This is a genomic window from Streptomyces sp. NPDC096046 (genome assembly GCF_040303285.1).
In the GTDB taxonomy this organism is placed as follows: Bacteria; Actinomycetota; Actinomycetes; order Streptomycetales; family Streptomycetaceae; genus Streptomyces.
The window spans coordinates 1-18,221 of record NZ_JBEOSZ010000084.1; the positions used below are offsets into that span (position 1 = coordinate 1).

The window sequence follows — 18,221 nt, forward strand, 5'->3', positions numbered from 1 at the left end:
CAGCTGGGAGGGGTTGCGGAACAGGGCGTACCAGCCGTTGACCGTGGAGTTCACCGTGGCCTCGTGACCGGCGTTCAGGAGATAGGAAGGGGCCGGCGAGGCGCGCCGCCCGTGGAACGCCGTGCGGTACGCGTACGGCGTGGTGCCCACCACCTTGCGGAACCGCTCCCGGAACGCGGTCGGCGAGCCGAACCCCGTCTGGCGTGCGATCCGCTCGACGGAGTGGTCGGAACTCTCCAGCAGGTACTGGGCGCGGCGCACCCGCGCCCGCAGCAGCCACTGCAGCGGTGTGGTGCCGGTCTGCTCGCGGAAGCGGCGGCTGAAGGTCCGCTCGCTCATCCCGGCCCGCGCCGCCAGCGCACCCAGCGTCACCTCGTGCGCCAGGTTGTCCTCGATCCACTCGAGCAGCGGTTCCAGCGCCGAGCCCCGGGGCACGGGCGGATGCTCGTGCACGATGAACTGGGCCTGCCCGCCCTCCCGCTCCAGCGGCATGACCGACATGCGGGCGATGTTCGCGGCGACGGCCGACCCCAGGTCCCGCCGGATCATGTGCAGGCACAGATCCAGCGCGGCGGCCGCCCCGGCCGAGGTGAGGATCCGGCCGTTGTCGACGTACAGTACGTCCGGCTCGACCTCGACCAGCGGGAAGCGGCGGGCCAGCTCGCCGGCGGCCACCCAGTGCGTGGTGGCGCGCAGACCGTCCAGCAGCCCTGCCTCCGCCAGCACGAAGGCGCCGACACACACCGAGGCGATCCGGGTGCCGGCCTCGGCCGCCTCCCGTAGGGCCGCCAGCACCCGCGCGGACGGCGGCACGCCGTCGGGGGAGCAGCCCGGCACGATGATGGTGTCCGCCTCCGCCAGCGCTTCCAGCCCCCGCTCGATCCGCAGGGTGAAGCCCCCGTCCGCGCGCACCTCGGGTGTCTCGGCGCACAGCCGGACCCGGTAGGCGGGCCGCCCGTCCGGCAAACGAGTCCAGGCGAACGTCTGCTGGGGCGCCGCCATGTCGAACGGCACCACGTGATCGAGGACAAGGATCGCCACGGAGTGCATGAACGCCACCCTAGGTGCCTTCCCGCCAGCCGCGCGGAGCGGGGGCCCTGGGCGGTCCGGGACGAGAGGAAGCAGGTCAAGGCAGTTGGCGAGAACCCGTTGGAAGCTGTCGTTCCAGCCGCTGGGGAGATCACACCGGGGCGTCCTACCGTGGGCGGCGCCGTCGATCACATCCTGGAAAGAGCCCCGGTGACCAAGATCCTGCTGTCCCTCCATGTCCTGGCCGCCATCGTCGCCATCGGCCCCGTGACCGTCGCGGCCAGCATGTTCCCGCCCGCGGCACGCCGCGCCGCCCCCGACGCGGCGGGGGTGGGCACCGTCGCGCTGCTGCACCGCATCTGCCGCGTCTACGCCGGCCTCGGGCTGACCGTCCCGCTTCTCGGGTTCGCCACCGCGGCCGCCATGGGCGTCCTCGGCAGCGGATGGCTCGTCACCTCCATCGCCCTGACCGCCGCGGCCGCCGGCATCCTGGTCGCCTTCGTCCTGCCCCGCCAGGAGGAAGTGCTCGGCCAGTTGAAGTCCGAGCAGGATGTGGACCGGGGGAGCACCGTGCAACTGGCCATGTTCACCGGCATCTTCAATGTGCTGTGGGCGACGGTCACCGTGTTGATGATCGTCCGGCCGGGTTCCACGACGGGAGCCTGAGAAGGCGCCGTTTTCCCTGTCACGGATGTCCGGGTCTGCGTCAAGTCATCCCAAGGAATTCACACTCCGGGACATCCTGCCGCCTACACTCGCAGTCTCGCCCCGCACGGGGCCGACGAGCAGAAAGGCACGTTGACGGGTGTTCCAGGATTCCCCCATCTACGACCGACTCATCGCGGAGCGTGGCGATGTCCCCGCACAGGTGCGCCGCGAGGCCGAACGTGTGAGCAGGGAACTGGAGCTGGTCATGCGGCCCTCACAGTCCCTCGGCTACGACCGCCCGCACTCCCCGGGCGCCGGCTGGCAGCGCGCGGGCATGCTCCCCGGCCCCCGGCCCCAGTGAACGGGGCGGCGGAACCGGGCCCGGTCCGCGCCGGCCCCGGCGCTCAACCCACCTTCGTGTTCCAGCCGTTGACATGGGACGGCTGGACCGGCACGGGCCGGGACAGCCACTCGGCGATGCTGCGGGCGATCGGCTGACCCGTCTCCACCTCGACGAAGCCGAACTGCCCCGACTGGTTGCACTCCAGGAACCACCACGTCCCGTCGGAGTCCTCCGCGAAGTCGAAGGCGCCGTACGCCAGTTCCGCCTCACGCAGGTAGGACAGGACGCCTGGACCGATGGAGGACGGCACATCGACGGGCTCCCAGGGTGAGCCGGGCGCGGCGAACCGCACGTCGACCTCGTCCGGGTTCGCGTCCTGGGCGGTCGCCTTGCGTGCGGCCAGCATCCGCTCGCCCACGACGGTGAGCCGGATGTCGGCCCGCTTGGAGATCCGCCGCTGCAACAGGGTCGGCCCGAACGCGACGGCGGAGAAGTCGGTGTCCGGCGGGACGCGGCTGGTCGGCACGGCGCGCGGCGGGTCCTGCGGATGCGCGCCCGACACCGGCTTGACCACCAGATCCGGGTAGCGCTCAGCGAACTCGCGGGCGGCGCGCGGGAAGGTCGTGATCAGCGTCGCGGGCACGGGCAGGCCGCATCTCTGGGCGAGTCGCAGCTGCCACGGCTTGTGCCGGGCCCGGCGCGCCGCGTCGGGCTGATTCATCCAGCGCGCGTCCGAGCCCCGCAGCATGCCGTAGAGCGCCTGGGCGGCCTCCTCGGTCAGCCATGCGGACGGCTGGGCCGCCCGCGCGGCCGGTGCGCCGGGGCGGCGTACCCACACGGAACGGAGCCCCCCGATGCTCACCAGCCGCCCCCCGGCGGACAGATGACCGCGGAACCGGCCGTGCGCGTACTCCCCCGACAGCGCGACGCCACCGGTCAGGTCGGCGGGGTCGACGCGGACCACCGGTACCCCCGTCGCGTTCAGGTGCACGACCACCATGTCCGCGGTCACGTCCTCCTCGCAGGTGAGGATCAGTACGGTCATCTTCGGCGACCCGCGGTCAGTCGTCGAAGTGCGTCTTGGAGCCGGCGGTGGAGGTGGTGGTGCCGAACTCTCTCAACAGGGCGAAGTCACAGGCCGCTACACGGCCGTCGCGGAGCACGTTCAACTGCAGTCCGGCGTCGTACACGTACGGAATGGCAGCTTCCAAGTCCACTGCCGGGCGCGCGTAGTTGAGCGCGAACGGTTGCATCGTCTCTCCCTCGTCGGTACTGCGCCGATCAAGTGGCGCCCCGGGGGCGCGGCCGCCCGGTACGCCGACGTGTTTCGGCTTCCAGAGACTTATACGAGTCGAACGGGTGGTTGGTTTCCTTACTTTCCGTAGTTATTGGCCGGTTGCCGGTCCGGCCGGTGTGTCGTACTGCGCTCCCGTTCGCCGAGGGAGCCGCGGACGGTGCGCAGAGCGAGCAGCAGGACGCCGATGTCGTCCAGGTAGACCGGGTCGGGCAGCAGGTCGGTGGGCAGCACGAGATAGAGCACCGCGCCCCAGAAGACCCAGCGCGGACCCGTGGGCAGGCCCGCGCGCCGCAGTTCGCGCCGGGTCCGGACCAGCCGCACGAGGACGACGACGGCGAAGACGAGGACGACGGCCGCGAGAACCGCCGTCAGGATGATCACCTGTGTGGTCGTATCCACGAGTTGCCCTCCTCATGGCGTGCCGAGGCACGGGGTGTCCTTAGCTGGATTCCCGTTTCCGGCGGCTGTATTGCGGCCGGGACCGACATGTGGGCGAGTCGGCGGATTTTCCGCGCGGGTGGTCATCCCGGTGGCTCACACGAGTGGCACGGGGTGACGGGGACGCCTCATGCCCCTCGACGCCCCGCCCGCCGACCGCGACAGCGCGGCGGACCGGTTCGCCAGGTCCGTGTCCTGGTCCGGCTGGCTCGCCGCCCTGGCTCTCGCCGTGTGCGCGGTGGTCCACTTCCCGCTGGAGCGCGGCGACGGGACGTTGCGTATGCACGCGTTCGCCCTCGGTCTGTCGGTGCTGTGCACGGTGCTGGCGCTGCTGCTGGCCCTGCGCCCCGTCGCGCTGGTGCTCGCCGGTGCGGTGCTGGTGCCCACCGTGCTGGCCGGGGCCCAGACCTACGGCAACTCCTTCCCGTCGGCGTCCCTGCTCAGGGCCGTCGACCTGGCGCTCGCCCCGCCGTGGCTCGCCGCGGGCGTCGCCGTGTGCGCGGCGCTGCTGGCCCTGGTCGCGCTGGTGTTCCGCGTGCTGGCCCCCGTCGCCGCCAGACAGTGGGCGACCGCGCCGGCGTCCGAGGCCCACGGTATGGCGGAGTGAGACCCGGAGCGTCCCCTTCGGCCGGACCGGACCGAGCCGCCGATGTCGGCCGGTCAGGTCCACTCATGCCGCCGATGTCGGCCGGTCAGGTCCACCGCATGACCGAAAGGGGCGGCGCCCCGATCCCGTCGGCGGACCGACGTGGACGTCGGCTTCCCTGCGGCCGACCGGCTGCCCGCCTGTCCGGCCGCAGGGTCTCCGCCGTGAACGCCGGGGCCAGTGAACACGCGCCGCACGCGGAAAGGCGCTTACCCTTCCGGCGCCACGTGCTGGGTCGTGGTGCTCTTCTCGTCACCGGCCGTGATCGCGGGACGCTTGACCCTGAAGCGCTCGAATGTCCGTGTGAGCTGCTGGAGCGGGGACACCGCGGGGGGACCGGACGGCGGCGGTCCGACGGGAGCGATGCCCGCGGACTCCTGGTAGGCCGCCAGGGCCTCGTGGGCGCTTTCGGCCGCCTCCCGGTACAGGTCACGGGACTTCGTCATGGCCTCCAGCGCCTCGGCGTACATGGCCACCAGAGCGCGCTGACGTTCCAGTTCCTCCTGGAGTGTCAGCAGGTGCCAGTCCTCCCGCAGCGCGGTCAGGGCGTCCTCGGCCCCGTCCGGCAGAGGCCTGGGCAGTGCGGCGAACCGCTTCACGGCGTCGACGAGGTCGGTCGGCTCGGACCCGTCGAGGAAGACCGCGCGCACGGAGAAGTCCTGAGCGTCGTAACCCTCCGGCTCCGGGACCCCGGGCAGCACCACCGCTCCACCACGGGGCACCTGCACATCGAAGGCCCGCAGGGCCCAGTTGAGGCCGCGCAGCTGCTGTGGGGCGGCGTGATGCTCCACCACACGGTGGCGCAGGCCCGGAGGCAGCCACCGTGCCAGCGGCGTACGCCCCCGGTCGTCGGTGGTCATCGCCTCGTGGACGACCACGTGGATGTGCCATCCGCCGCGCACCGCGTTCTTCAGCAGACGGCGGATCTCCTTGTCGTCCCGGGGCAGCGGATTGATCGCGCCCAGGGCCAGCCGTGTGCCGGGGTCCTGCTCCCAGGCGGTGTCCGGCTCCTCCGGCCAGAACAGGGCGGTGGGTGAGGGCCAGGTCTCGTCCCACGGCGCCTCGGCCTCGGCGACCAGGATCCACTCCTGCCCGGGCACCTCGGCCACGGAGGGCCGCACGCTCAGCCGGGCGCGCACGGGCACGTCGTCGCCGGCCCGCCAGCGGGCCTCGAAGACCCGCTCCGCCGGGGCGGCACCGTCTTCGGGCAACTCCAGGAAGTCGTCGATGGCGTGACTGTCCTTGCGCTGCTGCAGCGAGCGCCGGAGAACGTCTTCCGCGGATCCCGAGGCATGGCGGCCACGCGCCGGCCACACCGTGGCGGGGGTCATGGAGCGGGCGGTGAGGGAGGTCTGCATGGGTCCATCTGTGAGCGGGGGTACGTGCGTCTGCCAGTATCGTCTCCGCAGGCCGACGGGTGCTACCCGGGGTCGCACCCGGCTCCGTGCGCCGGTGACGTACGTCCTTACGAGTCGTCACCTCCCCGGTCGGGACGAGGCTCCCGCCCCTGGGCGACATCGGTCACGCCCGACTCCTCGGCGGTGTCCTCACCGCCGGGCCGGGGCGTGCCCCGGCCGCCGGCCTGGCCGCCGCTCGTGGTGCCGTAGCCGCCCGGGACGCCGGGAACGCTGTCCGCGTCGGCCTGGTCGCGGCTGATGTGCCGGGTGGCGCGCACCCCGGCACGCCGCTCCGGACGCGGGTAGCTGAAGGGGCGGGCGGCAGCCCGCTCCGCCTCGGCGTTCTCCACCTGCTGGGTCCGGTCGTCGTCTTCGCTTGTGCCGTTGGTCATGCGGACCGCGTACCCCCACCGGGCCGTGCCATGTGAGGTGAGGGCGGCACCAAGGAGTGATCGGGTGGCGCGACGCGGCACCGGAGCGTGTGACGCGGCGTGCGGCAGCGCCCCGGGGTGGTATCCGGGGCCCGGGACGTGCGCGGGATGTCCGCCGTGCGCGCGGGGTGTGCGCGCCGCGCGCACATCGGCGGATTTCACGCGTGGCCCACCCGCCGGTGCGGTCCCGACAATGGTGCGCACGAGCAGGGCCCGCCCACCATCCGCATCGGGGCGGGTCCTGCTCGCTCCGCGAGGGGTGACGGGTCACCGGTCCCGGGCGGACGTCATCGCTGAGCGGGAGGCGGAGTGGACCTGGCGCGGGGCTCTCGCAGGCCCGTCACGTCGATCACCATCGCGTCGGCGTCCGGTCCGTCATGCCTGTCGGGGCGGGGACCGGGTACACGGTCTGAGCACCGACTGTGCGGACACAGGAGAGGGGACCGGGGGAGTGGCAGTGAAGGCGATGGGGTGGGCGCACTCGTTCCGTATGTCCGAAGGCGTCCGCGCCGGACGGGAGTGGACGCGCGAGCGGCTCGACTCCCTGCCGTGGGCCGCTGCCGAACCCGACACGGTGGACGCCGTCGTGCTGGCCGTGTCCGAGCTGGTCACCAATGCGCACATCCACGCGCACAGTGACGCACACCTGGTCCTCACGTGGGACGGCGACTGTCTGCACGTGAGCGTTCACGACGAGGACCCGACGCTGCCGCGCCAGCGCGACCCCGAGCCGGGGGAGGCCTCCGGCCGCGGGGTGTCCATCGTGCGGCAGCTCGCCGACGAGTGGGGCGTCAGCTGTCAGCGGCACGGCAAGACGGTGACGGCATGCTTCCGCCCGGCCGACCCCGACGGCACCGGCGCCGGCGCCGGTCGGTAGGACCGCGGCGGCAGTCGACTTCCGCTCACCCGGTGAGGATCGGTTCCGAGGAGAAGTGTCGTGTACCTGGCACGTGGATCGAGTGACGACCCCTACGTCTGGCTCTGGGTCCTGGGCGCTCTCGCGCTGTACGCGCTGATCAGCTACGGACTGGCGTACCGCGCTCGCTCCCGGCGCGGCTCCGCACATCCGGCTCATGACGCTCTGCACGACCTCAAGGACCGGGAGGACCCCCAGCCGCCCGAGAATCGCTTCTTGAGCCGCCTGATCATGCTGGGCGGGGCGGGGCTCACCGGTCTCGTCGCCTACCTGACCAGTGGCGCCCTGCGGGTCCTGACGGTGGGGCTCACCGCCGTGCTGGCGGTTGCCGTCTGGGCGTACTACGACCACCGCACGGAAACACGAGCCGCCGCCCAGCGCTGACACGGACCGGGCCCCCTCGCCCTGTGCGAACGGACGGGCCCCCTCGCCCTGTGCGGGAGGGCCCGGAGGTGGTCAGTCCGTCTCGGGGTGGTTGCCGGGTCCGTCGGCACCGGGGGACAGCGGAGTGGGGGACAGCGTGGTGTCCTCCTCACCGGGCTCCAGAAGGGTGTCGGCCGCGCCGACGATGAGGGGGTCGGGTGAGCCGACCGCCTCGCTGTCCTTGCTGGCGTAGTCGATGCGCGACAGCAGACTGCGCATGGTCTCCAGCCGCGCGCGCCGCTTGTCGTTGCTCTTGACCACGGTCCACGGGGCGTGTGCGGTGTCCGTGGCGCGGAACATGTCCACCTTCGCCTCGGTGTAGTCGTCCCAGAGGTCCAGCGAGGCCAGATCGGTGGGGGAGAGCTTCCACTGGCGCACGGGATCGACCTGCCGGATCGCGAAGCGTGTGCGCTGCTCGGAGCGGGACACGGAGAACCAGAACTTCACCAGCAGGACGCCGTCGTCGACCAGCATCCGCTCGAAGGCCGGACACTGGTCGAGGAACAGCTCGTACTCGTCCTTGGAGCAGTAGCCCATCACGCGCTCCACGCCGGCCCGGTTGTACCAGGAACGGTCGAAGAAGACGATCTCCCCGGCGGTCGGCAGATGCGCGATGTACCGCTGGAAGTACCACTGGCCCGACTCGCGCTCGGTGGGCTTGTCCAGGGCGACCACGCGTGCGCCACGCGGGTTGAGCCGCTCGATGAACCGCTGGATCGTGCCGCCCTTGCCCGCCGCGTCACGCCCCTCGCACACGACGATCACCCGGGCACCGGTGTCCTTGACCCACCGCTGGAGCTTCAGCATCTCTATCTGCAGGACCCGCTTGGCCCGCTCGTACTCCTTGCGGCCCACCTTGCGGTCGTACGGATAGTTCTCCCGCCATGTCCGGATGGGGCGCCCTTCTCCGTCGAGCACGATCGGCTGCTCGCGGCGACTGTCGTCCACGGTCAGTCCGTCCAGCAGTTTGTCAGCGTCGTCGGTGTTCATCACGAGGTTCCCCGCTCGGCTCGTTCGGTAGGCGACGGCCACTCGGGTGCCCCGCCCGGTCCCTCCCATGTGAGGAGCGGCCGTACCGGTCGAGGAGCTGTCAGCCGGTGCGGCCGTCGCACGCCACTGCGGGCGGCGTCCACACCGGCCGGCTCGGCCACGAGCCGCTCGACGGCTGAGGAGCGGGGAGCCGCTCGCGGACGCCGAGGCGGCTGAGGGTGAGCCGTCGGCTCAGAGCGCGGTGCCCGTCTCCTCCGCCAGCACCCGCACGAGCCGGTCCTGGAACGCCGTGTCGTGGACGGCGCGATGCGGCTCCGACCGGCGGCCGTGGTACCAGTACCCGCCGGTGATCAGGGCCTCCGGTGCGTCGCTCGACGCCAGCCACTCCTGCGTCCGGTGGCCGAGCTCCAGGTCGTCCGGCGCGCTCGGCCCGCCCATCCTCGTCGGTACCCACCCGGGGTCCACGGCGTTGCTCAGCACCCCGGGGCGCAGCCGGGCCACCGCGGCCGCGAGCGTCGTGACGAAGAGCTTGCTGTCGGCGTACGGCCCGGCGCTCTCGCCCCGCCAGTCGACCCCGTCCAGCGACGGACGGCCGCCGAGATGCGAGTCGCTGCTCAGGTACACCAGCTGGCGCGGCCCCCGCAGCAGGGCGGTCAGCAGATACGGCGCGACGATGTTGACGGGCATGACCGCGGGTCCGCTCCACACCCCGGCGTTGTGGATGACGGCGTCGAGCGGCCGCGAGGCGTTCAGCTCGTCGGCGACCCTCCGTACCGCGTCACGGTCGGCGAAGTCGCCCACCACGAGTTGTGCCCCACGACCGGACAGCTCCTCCAGTGCCGCCGCGCGCTCCTCGTTCCGGGCGTGCACCACCACGTCGTGCCCGGCGGTCAGCAACGCCTCCGCCGCGGCACGCCCCAGCCCGTCCGCGGAACCGGTCACCAGGATCCGGCTCACCGCTCCTCGCATGAGACTGCCTTCCTCTCGTGGCTCGCGTCCCGCGAAGGGACACGTACCAGATCACACACGCGTTGATCCCGGGTACCCCGTCGATGCGGGTGGCGTTGTTCTCGACTGGTGTCGTTCTCGACGACCACACACGCCACGACGACCACCCGACGGTGAGCTCCCCGGCCGGCGTCCGCTTCGGCGTCTCGGCTCGATGGGGTGCCGGTCGAAGGTCCCCACGCTCGGGCGACGCCTCACCCGGTCTCCGGCACCCTGAGATCCGCGTCATCCCGCTCCTTCGCGCCCCCGGTGTTCAGTAGCCCACGCGGAAGGTGGCGTCCTGCCGCTCGGTCGTCGTGGAGATCGGGTCGATGCGCAGGGCGTAGTCGGTGTGGCGGATGTAGCGGGTCGGGTTGTTGTACGAGCGGAACGAGGACCAGCTCGCGTCCGCCAGGCCCGCCGTGCGGTGGAACGTCGCGTCCGCGGCGAACGTCGACGTGCCGTCGTTGGCGTCGAGGCGGAGCGCGTAGTCGTAGTGCCGCAGGTAGCGGGTCGGGTAGTTGACGGACCGGAAGGAGACCCCGGAGCTGTCGGCGAGTCCCGGGACCAGCGTCCACAGGGAGTCCTTGTACGGCTCGATCGGGTACGCGTCGATCCGCCCCAGGTAGCCGGAGTGGCGGACGTAACGGGCCGGGAAGTTGTAGGACTTGAGCCGGTTCCAGGTCGGCGCGCCCCACTTCGCGAGCAGGTTGCCGTACTCGGCGGCGGTGATCGTCGTGATGCCGCAGTGCTTGGAGTTGACCGGCTGGGTGTAGCTCTTCTGGTCGAGGGCCGTCCAGGTGCCGGAGGCGAGGTTGCCGGACTGCCAGGCGTAGAAGACGCCGTTGGGGGTGTAGGTGTCGCCCCACAGCCACCAGGTGCCGGACGTCAGGGACTTCACGAGGGTCGGTGCCTCGGTGCCGCCGTGCGCCACGCCGGTGCTGAACTCGGTGAAGCTGCCCGGGTCCAGGGTCGTGGATCTGGCGCCCACCAGTGTCTGGTTCTTCTTGAAGTAGAGGTAGTTGTAGCCGTTCACACCCACGGCCATGTCGCCGTCGATGACGTCGTAGCCGGGGTCGAAGAAGACCTGCGGGGCGGAGGCGGTCACGAAGTCGGTCGTGTAGTTGACCATGATCACGTTGTGGCCGCTGGAGTCGACCGAGGAGTAGATCACCGCGTACTGGCGCCGGCCCGCGTCCCAGAACGCCTCGGGTGCCCAACTGTGGGTGGCCATGTCGTGCAGTTTCAGCCGCCGGTAGCCGGTGAAGGTGCGCAGGTCGGCCGAGTCCCAGACGTGGATGTACTGGCTGTTGTAGTTCCAGTCGGTGCCCTTGAGGTCGGTGGCGAGCACGACGAACGTGCCGTCCTGCTTGCGCATCAGGAACGGGTCGCGCAGCCCGAGCGCACCCGCGGTGGGGGTGACCAGCGCGTTGTTCTGGTTGAGGGGCGTCCAGTTGAGCCCGTCGGGGCTGACGGCGAGGTGCAGGCCGTAGTCGGTGCCGTCGCCGAGTTCGGTGGACTCGGTGAAGTAGACCATCGCGTACGCCGAGTCGGCGGCGTGGGCGGTGCCGGTGCCGAGGGTCAGGGCGAGCGGTACGGCGGCGGTCATGCCCAGCAGGCCGCGGCGGGAGAGGTGGGGGTTCGCGCTCATGTTCTGCTCCAAGGGGAAGTGCGGGGTTGCCGAACTGCCTTTCCTGCGGGGGTCGTTCGCAGAAGCGTTCAGAAGGTGTCAGAGGTGTGCGGCACCCGCGTGTGCCGGTTCTCCGGCGGTGCCGTCACGGTGTTGTCCTTCACGGCGGTGGGCCCCTCGACCCGCTCGGTGCGGATGTCGGTGTGGACCCGTCGCCGATACGTCACCGACCCGTCGCCCGTTCAGGGCGTGCGTGCCCGGCCTCCGAAGGGAAGTCGCTTCACCGCCCTCGATCGATATATCGAACGACGTTCGTGCTGCCGGATGGGACCGTAGGGCGCGCGCGGCACCACCGTCAATACTCGTGCTCACCCCGGAGCCCGCGAGACCTCGACCGCGGCGGGCCGGTGAACCACTTCGCCGCTACCGACCCGCTACCGGACGTCAGATGGCTCCGGAGGTCCTGGGCGTCGCCCGGGCGCACGGTACCGGCCCCGCGCAGGTCAGGACCGCCTGGACTCCGCTTCCCGCTGCCACTGTCACGCGCCGGGCCGGCCCTGGACCCGCAGGCCGGGGCGGCGGCGGTGCACCGTCACGTACGACAGGCCGCTCTCGCCCGCGGCGACGCTGCGGACGCTGCCGTGCGGCAGCCAGACCAGGCTGCCGGGTTCCAGCGGGCTCGGTCCGGCCGCGGAGCCGAGAGTGCCGTCACCGGTGACGACGAGCAGGAGGACGTCGAGGTCGGCTTCGGTATGAGCGTCGATGGACGTACGGGGCGGGACGTGGATGAGGTTGGCGTCCAACTGGCGGCCGGCCTCGGCCAGTCGCCACAGGGCGCCGGACGCTGCCGGGTCGGACTCGGCGAGCGACGCGGTGTTGCACAGGACCCGCGGGACGGCAGCGTCGGCCGGGCCGAGGGGCGTCTGAGGGTCAGTCATGGGTCGTCCCACCCTCCGATACGGGCCTGCCCGGGCCGGTTCCCCTGCGCGGCAGGCGATCCGCGCCGTTCACGGGCGGATACACGGAGAATCTGAACATCGGCCGCGTTCGTCCCGGCGGGCGCGTGAGCGAACCGAAGTGAGGGGAGGCGCGGATGGATGGCGCCGGTGCGATGGCGGCGGCCGTCTCGTCTGTGCGGCTCGGGATGGTGCCGGCGCTCTCCTTCCCGGAGGCGCGGCCGAAGTTCCGGGCGCCCGGTGCGACCGCGTGGCCTCGATACCGGCCGACTGTTTCCCGGTGCTCAACCGCGTCGATGCGGTGCTCGCCGGCGCCGTGACCGTGGCGGTCGTGGCCGGTGACCCTCGCCTGCCCCCGTCGTCGTGCCCGGCCGGTGGCGCGGTGGTCGTGGCGGGTGCGTGGCTGCCCGTGATCCGGCCGGCTCTCAACCACCGCTCCGACCGGATCCGTGCCGGTGATGGCCCGCCCCGGCCGCGAGCGCATGTCCTGCACATCGCGGCCGAGGCGGTCAAGGTCCTCGCGCTCCTCGCCCTGGGCGTCGGCACCCCGATGCCCCGAGGGCGTCCCTGACGAGGGCCACCCGCGCGCTCGCGGACCGGTCTCCCCGGGGGCGTCACTCGTTGTCGGAGGTGGTGGGACGCGTCCGTCCGGGCTCCGGAAGCTCGCCCTCCAAGGCCCGGGCGTGGAGCACGTCGCCGATGAACAGGTCGTACACGAGTACGCCGATCACGCCGCCGACGAGCGGCCCGACGATCGGGATCCACCAGTAGTCGCTGAAGGCCCCGGCCAGGCTGCCCGGAAACGCCAGGTCCTGCCATCCCGCCATCCAGGTGAACAGGCGCGGCCCGAAGTCACGGGCCGGGTTGATGGCGTACCCCGCGTTCGCGCCGAAGGACATGCCGATGGCGGCCACCACGAAACCGATGATCAGCGGTCCGAGGTTCGCCTTCACGGCCGTGTTGCGCAGGTCGATGAGGGCCACCACCAGCAAGACCAGGAAGGCGGTGCCGACGATCTGGTCGATCAGCGGACCCCAGATCCCGCCGTTGAAGTACGGCGCCGGGAACGTGGCGAAGATCGAGAAGGAGGCGAGGGTGTGGCCGTTGACCTTGGGCCCGGTCATGGCGGCGTCGAAGGCGTTGATGGCGTCGTGGTACACGGCGTAGACCAGGGCCGCTCCGGCCAGGGCGCCCAGCACCTGGGACGCCCAGTAGGGCACGACCTTGATCCAGGGGAACTTGCGGCGGACGGCGAACGCCAAGGTCACCGCCGGGTTGATGTGCGCGCCGCTGACACCGCCGGCCACGTAGATGGCGAGGGCCACGGCCAGGCCCCAGCCCCAGGTGATCAGCAGCCAGTCTCCGGCGGCGAGGAAGATGACGGTGGGCCCCTCGGTTCGCCCCGAACCGGGCAGCGCCGCGACGGCCATCGCCACCACGCCGCATCCGAAGGCGATGAGGACGAAGGTCCCCAGAAACTCCGCCAGGCACTCGCCCGCCAGACCCGCGCGGCGTCTGAGCCTCGAAGGCTTCAACAGAGGCTTGATCTCCACTGCCATGTGACTTCTCCCTGGGTTGGCCGCGCTCCCGGCTGACACGCGGTAATCACGTGGTAACCCGGCGCGAGAGTCGCGGCAACCGCAGGAGAGCCAGGAGGCGGGGGTCTCGCTCTTCCCCTCGGCTCGCTCACCCTGCCGCTGGACGAGCGGGCTCCGGCTCGGGTGCGGTCCCCGTCGCCCCGTGCGGGGAGAGGCCGAGACCGTCCCCGCCGAAACGGCACTGCCCGCTCCCGGTGCTGTTCGCCCACGGCCTGATCGCCGTGTTCACCCTCGCCCTCGTCCCGCTCACCGCCCTGGGTATCGGAGGCAGCTGACATGACCGACGATCCCGTGCCGACGTCCCCGCGGAGCGACCCGCACAGCGGCGCGGCGCCCGGGACGATCGAGGGGACGGTCCCGGGCGCCGCGCGTCAACGGGTCAGCGCACCTCGCGCGCGTAGGGCGCGACCGTGATCCGGTCGATCAGCGGCGCGTACCGGGAGCGGAGCAGCACGCCCGGGAAGGTGTCCGAGGCGTAGGTGGTGCCGTCGAAGTCGGGCAGTTCCTCGGAGCGGAAGCCGACCGTGTTCTTCCCCTTCTCCAGCCGCACCGGGACGGTCAGCTCCCAGAAGTTGTTCTGGTGGAAGCTGTGCGGGAAGCCGACGCGCCGCGCCGGGGCGCCGTTGATGCTGATGTCGGCGTGGCGGGCGAGTGGATCGGGGTTGTAATGGGTGGCCTCCGACTGCTCCGGGTTGGAGTAGCGGATGCGCAGCGCGTACAGCCCCGCCCGGTCGGCCGTGACGGTGAACGTCGCCGTGTTGTGGTTGCCGGGGGCTCCTCCGATGCCCGTGATCGCCGTGCCGTCGGTGGCGAGGGAGAGCGGGGCGAGCGGGGCGAGCGCGGCCGAACCGGCCAGAGCGGCGTCCCCGGCCTCGTATGTGCGCACCGGCAGCGTGCCCTGGGTCGGTGTGACCGTGAGGCGGTCGACGAGGGTCGTGGACGCGCCCGCCGTCACGGTGACCTTGTTGACACCGCCGGAGAGGGAGACCGCCGCTCGGCTCCTGTTCCCGGTCAGGCGCAGGACGTCATGGCCGTTCACGGAGAGCCGGGCGCCCGTGCCGCCGAGGGTGTCGGCCTTGAGCGTGGCCTCGCGGTCGGCCGGCGAGTACACCCAGAACGTCGCGCTCTGGCCTTTGGCGAGGCGCATCGCGCCCGAGCCGGTGGCCGCCGGCTTCGGGAGGTCGTAGACCGGGCGCGCTCCGCCGGCCGGCCACGCCAGTTCACCCTCGTACACCCGGGTGTCCGCGGAGGGGCGGGGGAGGGAGAGGGTGAGGCGGTCGACGATGGCGTCTCCCCGGGTGGTGCGCTTGCCGTCGGCGCTCTTCGCGGCCAGCGTGAGCGTGTGCCGGCCCTTGGTCAGTTCGACCTCGGTGTCGGTGTGGTCCCAGACGACCCACTTGTAGCCGAGCGGCAGGTGCAGTTCCCGTTCGCTGTCGGCCTTGCCGTCCACGCGCAGGAAGACGTTGGTGGGGCCCTGCTCCCTGACCTTGTCGAAGGTGTTGAGGGAGTTGGCGAAGACGCTCAGGTCGTAGGTGCCGTCCTCGGGCACGTCCACGGTGAAGTCGAGTGTGACGTCCGAGCCGGTGCGCAGGCCGCCGACGTCGTAGCCGCCGGAGGTGTAGAACTTCGACACGTCCTTCGGTGAGCCCTCCGGACCGTTCTTCGACCAGCCGGAGCCGGTGTGCGCGGCGTCCTCCGCCTCGTACGAGGACTGCCAGCGCACGGGCGGCGACTGGGTGCCCTTCGCCTCGCCGGCCGGGCTGAGGACGACCTCGTAGGCCGAGGACTCCTTCAGCTTCGGCAGGGCCCCGTCGCCGAAGTCGAGGCCCACCGTGCCGTCGTCGCCGACCCTCAGGTTCGACTCCGCGAGCAGCTTCGGGCCGGACGAGTCGCCGACCTGCCCGCTCCACTCGATCTCCCGGACCCAGGCGTGCACGCGCTCGCCGAAGACCTTCTTGGGGACGCCCGCGAAGGTGATGTGCCCCTTGCCGGTGGAGCCGCCGAAGACCAACCGGGACTGCTTCCTCTGCTCGTCGAGGGTGGCCACGCCCTGCATGGTGTAGTTCTCGCCGGGGAACGGCGGGGTCACCCTCACCGTGTGCCCGCTCATCGAGGCGTACGCGTTCAGCAGCCACCACTGGCCGTTGCCGCGGCCCGACTGCACCGCGGAGTCGGACAGGTTGCCGTCGATGTTCCAGTACGCGATGTCGGCGTCGACCTTGGACTCCTCGATCGCGGACACCCACTGGATCATCTGGCCGGGCACGGAGGTGTGGTAGTTGAAGGCGTACTCGTTGATGTTGACGGGGAGTTGGGTGCCTTCGCGGTCGGTGCCCCGGAACAGGGCCTTTTCCCAGGCCCGGTACTTGGCGACGCTCTGGCGCACCGCCTCCGGGTGGCTCAGCTCGTGCCAGGTGACGACCTGCGGGAGGGTGCCGGCGGCCAGGGTATGGCTGAGGAAGCCTTTCACCTGGTCGTACAGGACGCTGGTGTTGGGGCCGGCGACGCGGGCGTCGGGCATCTTGTCCTTGATGAGCTGGTATGCGTCGTCCCAGGCGGCGAAGAAGGCATCGGGGTCGTTGAGCCAGCTGACCTTGTCGTAGCTCCACTCGCCGGTGCCGAACATGTTGCCCTCGGGCTCGTTGAACGGCACGAAGACGATGTTGTCCCGGTACTGCTCCGGCAGCTTCAGGACCTGGTCGACCTGCTTGGCGATCTTCTCCTTGTAGAGCTTCAGCTTCTCCGCGGGGGTGTCGCCCGGCCACTGGTACGGGAAGCCGCGGTGGATGTCGGTCATGTAGATGTACACGTCACCGTCGGTGGAGTCGGCCAGTGGTTTGACCACCTCCAAGGCGTCGGCACCCGGGTGCTGCGGTCCGTCCTGCGCCTTGGTGGAGACCGTGCGCAGACCCATTCCCTCCATGAGGTTGTTGGTGGGGACGTCCGGTCCGTACACGCCGTAGAGGGTGCCCGAGGCGCCGCCGTGGAAGGCGCCGGTGTTCGAGCCGAGGTCGACGGTGAGCTGCCCCTCGCGGACCACGGTGACGGTGGCCTTCACCGCGCGTCCGGCCGCGGTTCCGGCGACCGTGAAGGTGCCGGGCGCGGCGTACTGGCCGGAGGGGACGGCGTCCCAGGTGACGGGGATGTCGCGGTCGTAGCCGTCGGAGAAGGAGGAGCGGACGGCGGCGGGCAGGGAGGGGGCGGTCCCGCCGATGGTACGGACGTCGAACGATGTCCGGATGAGTTCCTGGACGGTCGGCACGGCACCGACCGTACCGGCCACCTGGTCGGGGCTCAGTGCCGCGTGCCACACCGTGAAGTCGTCGATGGCGCCCTTGAGCAGCGGGTCCGGGTAAAGGGACCTGCCCAGGTAGCCCGCGGCGGTGGCCGAACCGTCCAGCAGGTCCCCCGCCTTGATGCCGGTCGCGGCGGAGGAGACGGCCACGCCGTCGAGGTAGGTGGTGAGCCGGCCGGCGGTGGTGTCGAGGGTGACGGTGACCGTCCGCCACTCGTTCGCGGGCAGGCTCGCGTAGCCGCGGACCTGGGCCTCGGCGCCTCCGCCACCGGTGGTCACGGAGGTCTGGAACAGGCCGCCGCCGCTGTGCGGGGTGGCGAAGAGGTACCTGGTGGTGTCCGTGCCCAGGTCGAAGATCCGTTGCCAGGGCGACGTGTCACCGCTCCACTTCACCCGGGCGGAGACGGTCAGGTCGGTCGTCCCGGCGATCACCTGGCGGGGCAGCCGGACGTACGCGCCGTCGGAGGCCGGGGCGCCGCCGGGCAGGGACAGCGCCTTGCCTCCGGCCGTGCCGTCGACCGACCGGGCGGTGGAGCCGTTCACCAGCGTCGCCGTCAGGCCGTTGCCCGAGCTGTCCGTGATCTTCCCGGAGGAGAGATCGTCCTGGTCGAAGGAGTAGTGGGCGGCGGGCCGGGGGGCCTCGACGGCCTGTGCGGGGGCGGCCGGTGCGGCGAGCAGGCCCGCCCCGAGGGTCAGCGCCACGGCGGCCGGGGCCCGGCGCCGCGTGAATCTGTCAGCGGATGGCATGGATGCGTCCTCAGTCGTCGTGTCGTCGTGCCGTGGTGTCGTCGCCGCGTCGAGCAGCGGTCGCGGTCGGCACGTGCGTCGAACCGGTTCGGTATCCGGTGCGCGCGGGGGTAGGGGTGTGGTGTCGGGTGGCGGGGACGACGGCTTCGCGGATGGGGCATGAGGGTCTGCCGCACCGCTGCCTGTAGGGCTTGCTGTGTCGAACCGGTTCGCGAAACTAGCATCGGGTCCCGCGGTCGACAATGCCTGCGACGCGAGGATCTTGACGGGGCGGCCGAGCGAACAGGGAAGCGCCGCACGGGTGTTGACAGGAGCCGGAGCGGTTCCTACGTTCCTGGCAAGCGAACCGGTTCGACGAGCAAGGAGTTCTTCGTGAACATCGGTGAGATCGCCAAGCGTGCCGGTGTCTCGCGGAGCACCGTGTCCTACGCGCTGAGCGGCAAGCGCCCG

At 71.4% G+C, this 18,221-nt stretch carries 20 protein-coding genes; 7 read left to right on the forward strand and 13 right to left on the reverse strand.

Going from position 1 to position 18,221, the window contains the following annotated elements; translation table 11 throughout:
- Nucleotides 1-1,050: GlxA family transcriptional regulator (locus ABTX62_RS36565; RefSeq protein WP_352120221.1), on the reverse strand; the 1,050-nt coding region annotated here is incomplete at its 3' end.
- Nucleotides 1,051-1,239: 189 nt separating this feature from the next.
- Here ABTX62_RS36565 and ABTX62_RS36570 point away from each other — a divergent pair.
- A complete protein-coding gene (locus ABTX62_RS36570; protein ID WP_352120222.1) occupies nt 1,240-1,695 on the forward strand; it encodes a hypothetical protein in 456 nt (151 codons plus the stop codon).
- A 139-nt stretch (nt 1,696-1,834) separates the two neighbouring features.
- Nucleotides 1,835-2,038, forward strand: coding sequence for a hypothetical protein (locus ABTX62_RS36575; protein WP_031111422.1), 204 nt, complete (start codon nt 1,835-1,837; stop codon nt 2,036-2,038).
- Between the two features lie 43 nt (nt 2,039-2,081).
- Here the strand turns inward: ABTX62_RS36575 and tgmB are convergent, their stop codons facing one another.
- The 3 genes from tgmB to ABTX62_RS36590 all read right to left on the reverse strand — a co-directional run bounded on the left by tgmB (nt 2,082) and on the right by ABTX62_RS36590 (nt 3,716).
- Nucleotides 2,082-3,065: an ATP-grasp ribosomal peptide maturase gene (gene tgmB / locus ABTX62_RS36580; RefSeq protein WP_352120223.1), complete on the reverse strand. Its 984-nt coding sequence runs from the start codon at nt 3,063-3,065 to the stop codon at nt 2,082-2,084.
- A 16-nt stretch (nt 3,066-3,081) separates the two neighbouring features.
- Nucleotides 3,082-3,273, reverse strand: a complete 192-nt coding sequence (gene tgmA / locus ABTX62_RS36585; RefSeq protein WP_283972628.1) for a putative ATP-grasp-modified RiPP — start codon at nt 3,271-3,273, stop codon at nt 3,082-3,084.
- 119 nt (nt 3,274-3,392) lie between these two features.
- Complete coding sequence (locus tag ABTX62_RS36590; RefSeq protein ID WP_352120224.1) at nt 3,393-3,716, reverse strand: YkvA family protein; 324 nt, start codon at nt 3,714-3,716, stop codon at nt 3,393-3,395.
- Between the two features lie 169 nt (nt 3,717-3,885).
- Between ABTX62_RS36590 and ABTX62_RS36595 the strand changes: the two genes are divergently transcribed.
- Nucleotides 3,886-4,362 (forward strand): hypothetical protein, encoded by a 477-nt coding sequence (locus ABTX62_RS36595; RefSeq protein WP_352120225.1) that lies wholly within the window; start codon nt 3,886-3,888, stop codon nt 4,360-4,362.
- A gap of 248 nt (nt 4,363-4,610) precedes the next feature.
- On the opposite strand, the gene ABTX62_RS36600 is transcribed toward ABTX62_RS36595, so the two are convergent.
- Nucleotides 4,611-5,759, reverse strand: a complete 1,149-nt coding sequence (locus ABTX62_RS36600) for a hypothetical protein (RefSeq protein WP_352120226.1) — start codon at nt 5,757-5,759, stop codon at nt 4,611-4,613.
- A 107-nt stretch (nt 5,760-5,866) separates the two neighbouring features.
- Nucleotides 5,867-6,190, reverse strand: a complete 324-nt coding sequence (locus ABTX62_RS36605; RefSeq protein ID WP_352120227.1) for a hypothetical protein — start codon at nt 6,188-6,190, stop codon at nt 5,867-5,869.
- A 490-nt stretch (nt 6,191-6,680) separates the two neighbouring features.
- Between ABTX62_RS36605 and ABTX62_RS36610 the strand changes: the two genes are divergently transcribed.
- Both ABTX62_RS36610 and ABTX62_RS36615 read left to right on the forward strand, forming a co-directional pair.
- The gene (locus ABTX62_RS36610; protein ID WP_352120228.1) at nt 6,681-7,106 is read left to right on the forward strand and encodes an ATP-binding protein; all 426 of its coding nucleotides are present in this window, start codon (nt 6,681-6,683) and stop codon (nt 7,104-7,106) included.
- A gap of 60 nt (nt 7,107-7,166) precedes the next feature.
- Complete coding sequence (locus tag ABTX62_RS36615) at nt 7,167-7,529, forward strand: hypothetical protein (protein ID WP_283972620.1); 363 nt, start codon at nt 7,167-7,169, stop codon at nt 7,527-7,529.
- 72 nt (nt 7,530-7,601) lie between these two features.
- On the opposite strand, the gene ppk2 is transcribed toward ABTX62_RS36615, so the two are convergent.
- The 5 genes from ppk2 to ABTX62_RS36640 all read right to left on the reverse strand — a co-directional run bounded on the left by ppk2 (nt 7,602) and on the right by ABTX62_RS36640 (nt 12,113).
- The gene (gene ppk2 / locus ABTX62_RS36620; protein ID WP_283972619.1) at nt 7,602-8,558 is read right to left on the reverse strand and encodes a polyphosphate kinase 2; all 957 of its coding nucleotides are present in this window, start codon (nt 8,556-8,558) and stop codon (nt 7,602-7,604) included.
- Between the two features lie 231 nt (nt 8,559-8,789).
- Complete coding sequence (locus ABTX62_RS36625; protein ID WP_352120235.1) at nt 8,790-9,515, reverse strand: SDR family NAD(P)-dependent oxidoreductase; 726 nt, start codon at nt 9,513-9,515, stop codon at nt 8,790-8,792.
- A 304-nt stretch (nt 9,516-9,819) separates the two neighbouring features.
- Entirely contained in the window at nt 9,820-11,196 is a 1,377-nt protein-coding gene (locus ABTX62_RS36630) for a glycoside hydrolase family 43 protein (RefSeq protein ID WP_352120229.1), read from the reverse strand.
- A 68-nt stretch (nt 11,197-11,264) separates the two neighbouring features.
- Nucleotides 11,265-11,402 carry a hypothetical protein gene (locus ABTX62_RS36635; RefSeq protein ID WP_352120230.1) on the reverse strand — a complete coding sequence of 46 codons (138 nt, stop codon included), beginning with the start codon at nt 11,400-11,402 and terminating at the stop codon, nt 11,265-11,267.
- Between the two features lie 312 nt (nt 11,403-11,714).
- Nucleotides 11,715-12,113: a cupin domain-containing protein gene (locus ABTX62_RS36640; protein ID WP_352120231.1), complete on the reverse strand. Its 399-nt coding sequence runs from the start codon at nt 12,111-12,113 to the stop codon at nt 11,715-11,717.
- A gap of 268 nt (nt 12,114-12,381) precedes the next feature.
- On the opposite strand from ABTX62_RS36640, the gene ABTX62_RS36645 reads away from it, so the two are divergent.
- Nucleotides 12,382-12,702: a hypothetical protein gene (locus ABTX62_RS36645; RefSeq protein WP_352120232.1), complete on the forward strand. Its 321-nt coding sequence runs from the start codon at nt 12,382-12,384 to the stop codon at nt 12,700-12,702.
- Nucleotides 12,703-12,745: 43 nt separating this feature from the next.
- Here the strand turns inward: ABTX62_RS36645 and ABTX62_RS36650 are convergent, their stop codons facing one another.
- Nucleotides 12,746-13,690: an MIP/aquaporin family protein gene (locus ABTX62_RS36650; protein WP_352120233.1), complete on the reverse strand. Its 945-nt coding sequence runs from the start codon at nt 13,688-13,690 to the stop codon at nt 12,746-12,748.
- A gap of 418 nt (nt 13,691-14,108) precedes the next feature.
- A complete protein-coding gene (locus ABTX62_RS36655) occupies nt 14,109-17,771 on the reverse strand; it encodes a LamG-like jellyroll fold domain-containing protein (RefSeq protein WP_352120234.1) in 3,663 nt (1,220 codons plus the stop codon).
- Nucleotides 17,772-18,143: 372 nt separating this feature from the next.
- Between ABTX62_RS36655 and ABTX62_RS38115 the strand changes: the two genes are divergently transcribed.
- A partial coding sequence (locus ABTX62_RS38115) for a LacI family DNA-binding transcriptional regulator (protein ID WP_352119461.1) occupies nt 18,144-18,221 on the forward strand: 78 nt, incomplete at its 3' end.

What these genes read in the sequence shown, in the direction of transcription:
- tgmB (WP_352120223.1), bottom strand. Translation starts at nt 3,065, where the DNA reads ATGACCGTACTGATCCTCACCTGCGAGGAGGACGTGACCGCGGACATG.
- tgmA (WP_283972628.1), bottom strand. Translation starts at nt 3,273, where the DNA reads ATGCAACCGTTCGCGCTCAACTACGCGCGCCCGGCAGTGGACTTGGAA.
- ABTX62_RS36595 (WP_352120225.1), top strand. Translation starts at nt 3,886, where the DNA reads ATGCCCCTCGACGCCCCGCCCGCCGACCGCGACAGCGCGGCGGACCGG.
- ABTX62_RS36600 (WP_352120226.1), bottom strand. Translation starts at nt 5,759, where the DNA reads ATGCAGACCTCCCTCACCGCCCGCTCCATGACCCCCGCCACGGTGTGG.
- ABTX62_RS36605 (WP_352120227.1), bottom strand. Translation starts at nt 6,190, where the DNA reads ATGACCAACGGCACAAGCGAAGACGACGACCGGACCCAGCAGGTGGAG.
- ppk2 (WP_283972619.1), bottom strand. Translation starts at nt 8,558, where the DNA reads ATGAACACCGACGACGCTGACAAACTGCTGGACGGACTGACCGTGGAC.
- ABTX62_RS36630 (WP_352120229.1), bottom strand. Translation starts at nt 11,196, where the DNA reads ATGAGCGCGAACCCCCACCTCTCCCGCCGCGGCCTGCTGGGCATGACC.
- ABTX62_RS36640 (WP_352120231.1), bottom strand. Translation starts at nt 12,113, where the DNA reads ATGACTGACCCTCAGACGCCCCTCGGCCCGGCCGACGCTGCCGTCCCG.
- ABTX62_RS36650 (WP_352120233.1), bottom strand. Translation starts at nt 13,690, where the DNA reads ATGGCAGTGGAGATCAAGCCTCTGTTGAAGCCTTCGAGGCTCAGACGC.
- ABTX62_RS36655 (WP_352120234.1), bottom strand. Translation starts at nt 17,771, where the DNA reads ATGCCATCCGCTGACAGATTCACGCGGCGCCGGGCCCCGGCCGCCGTG.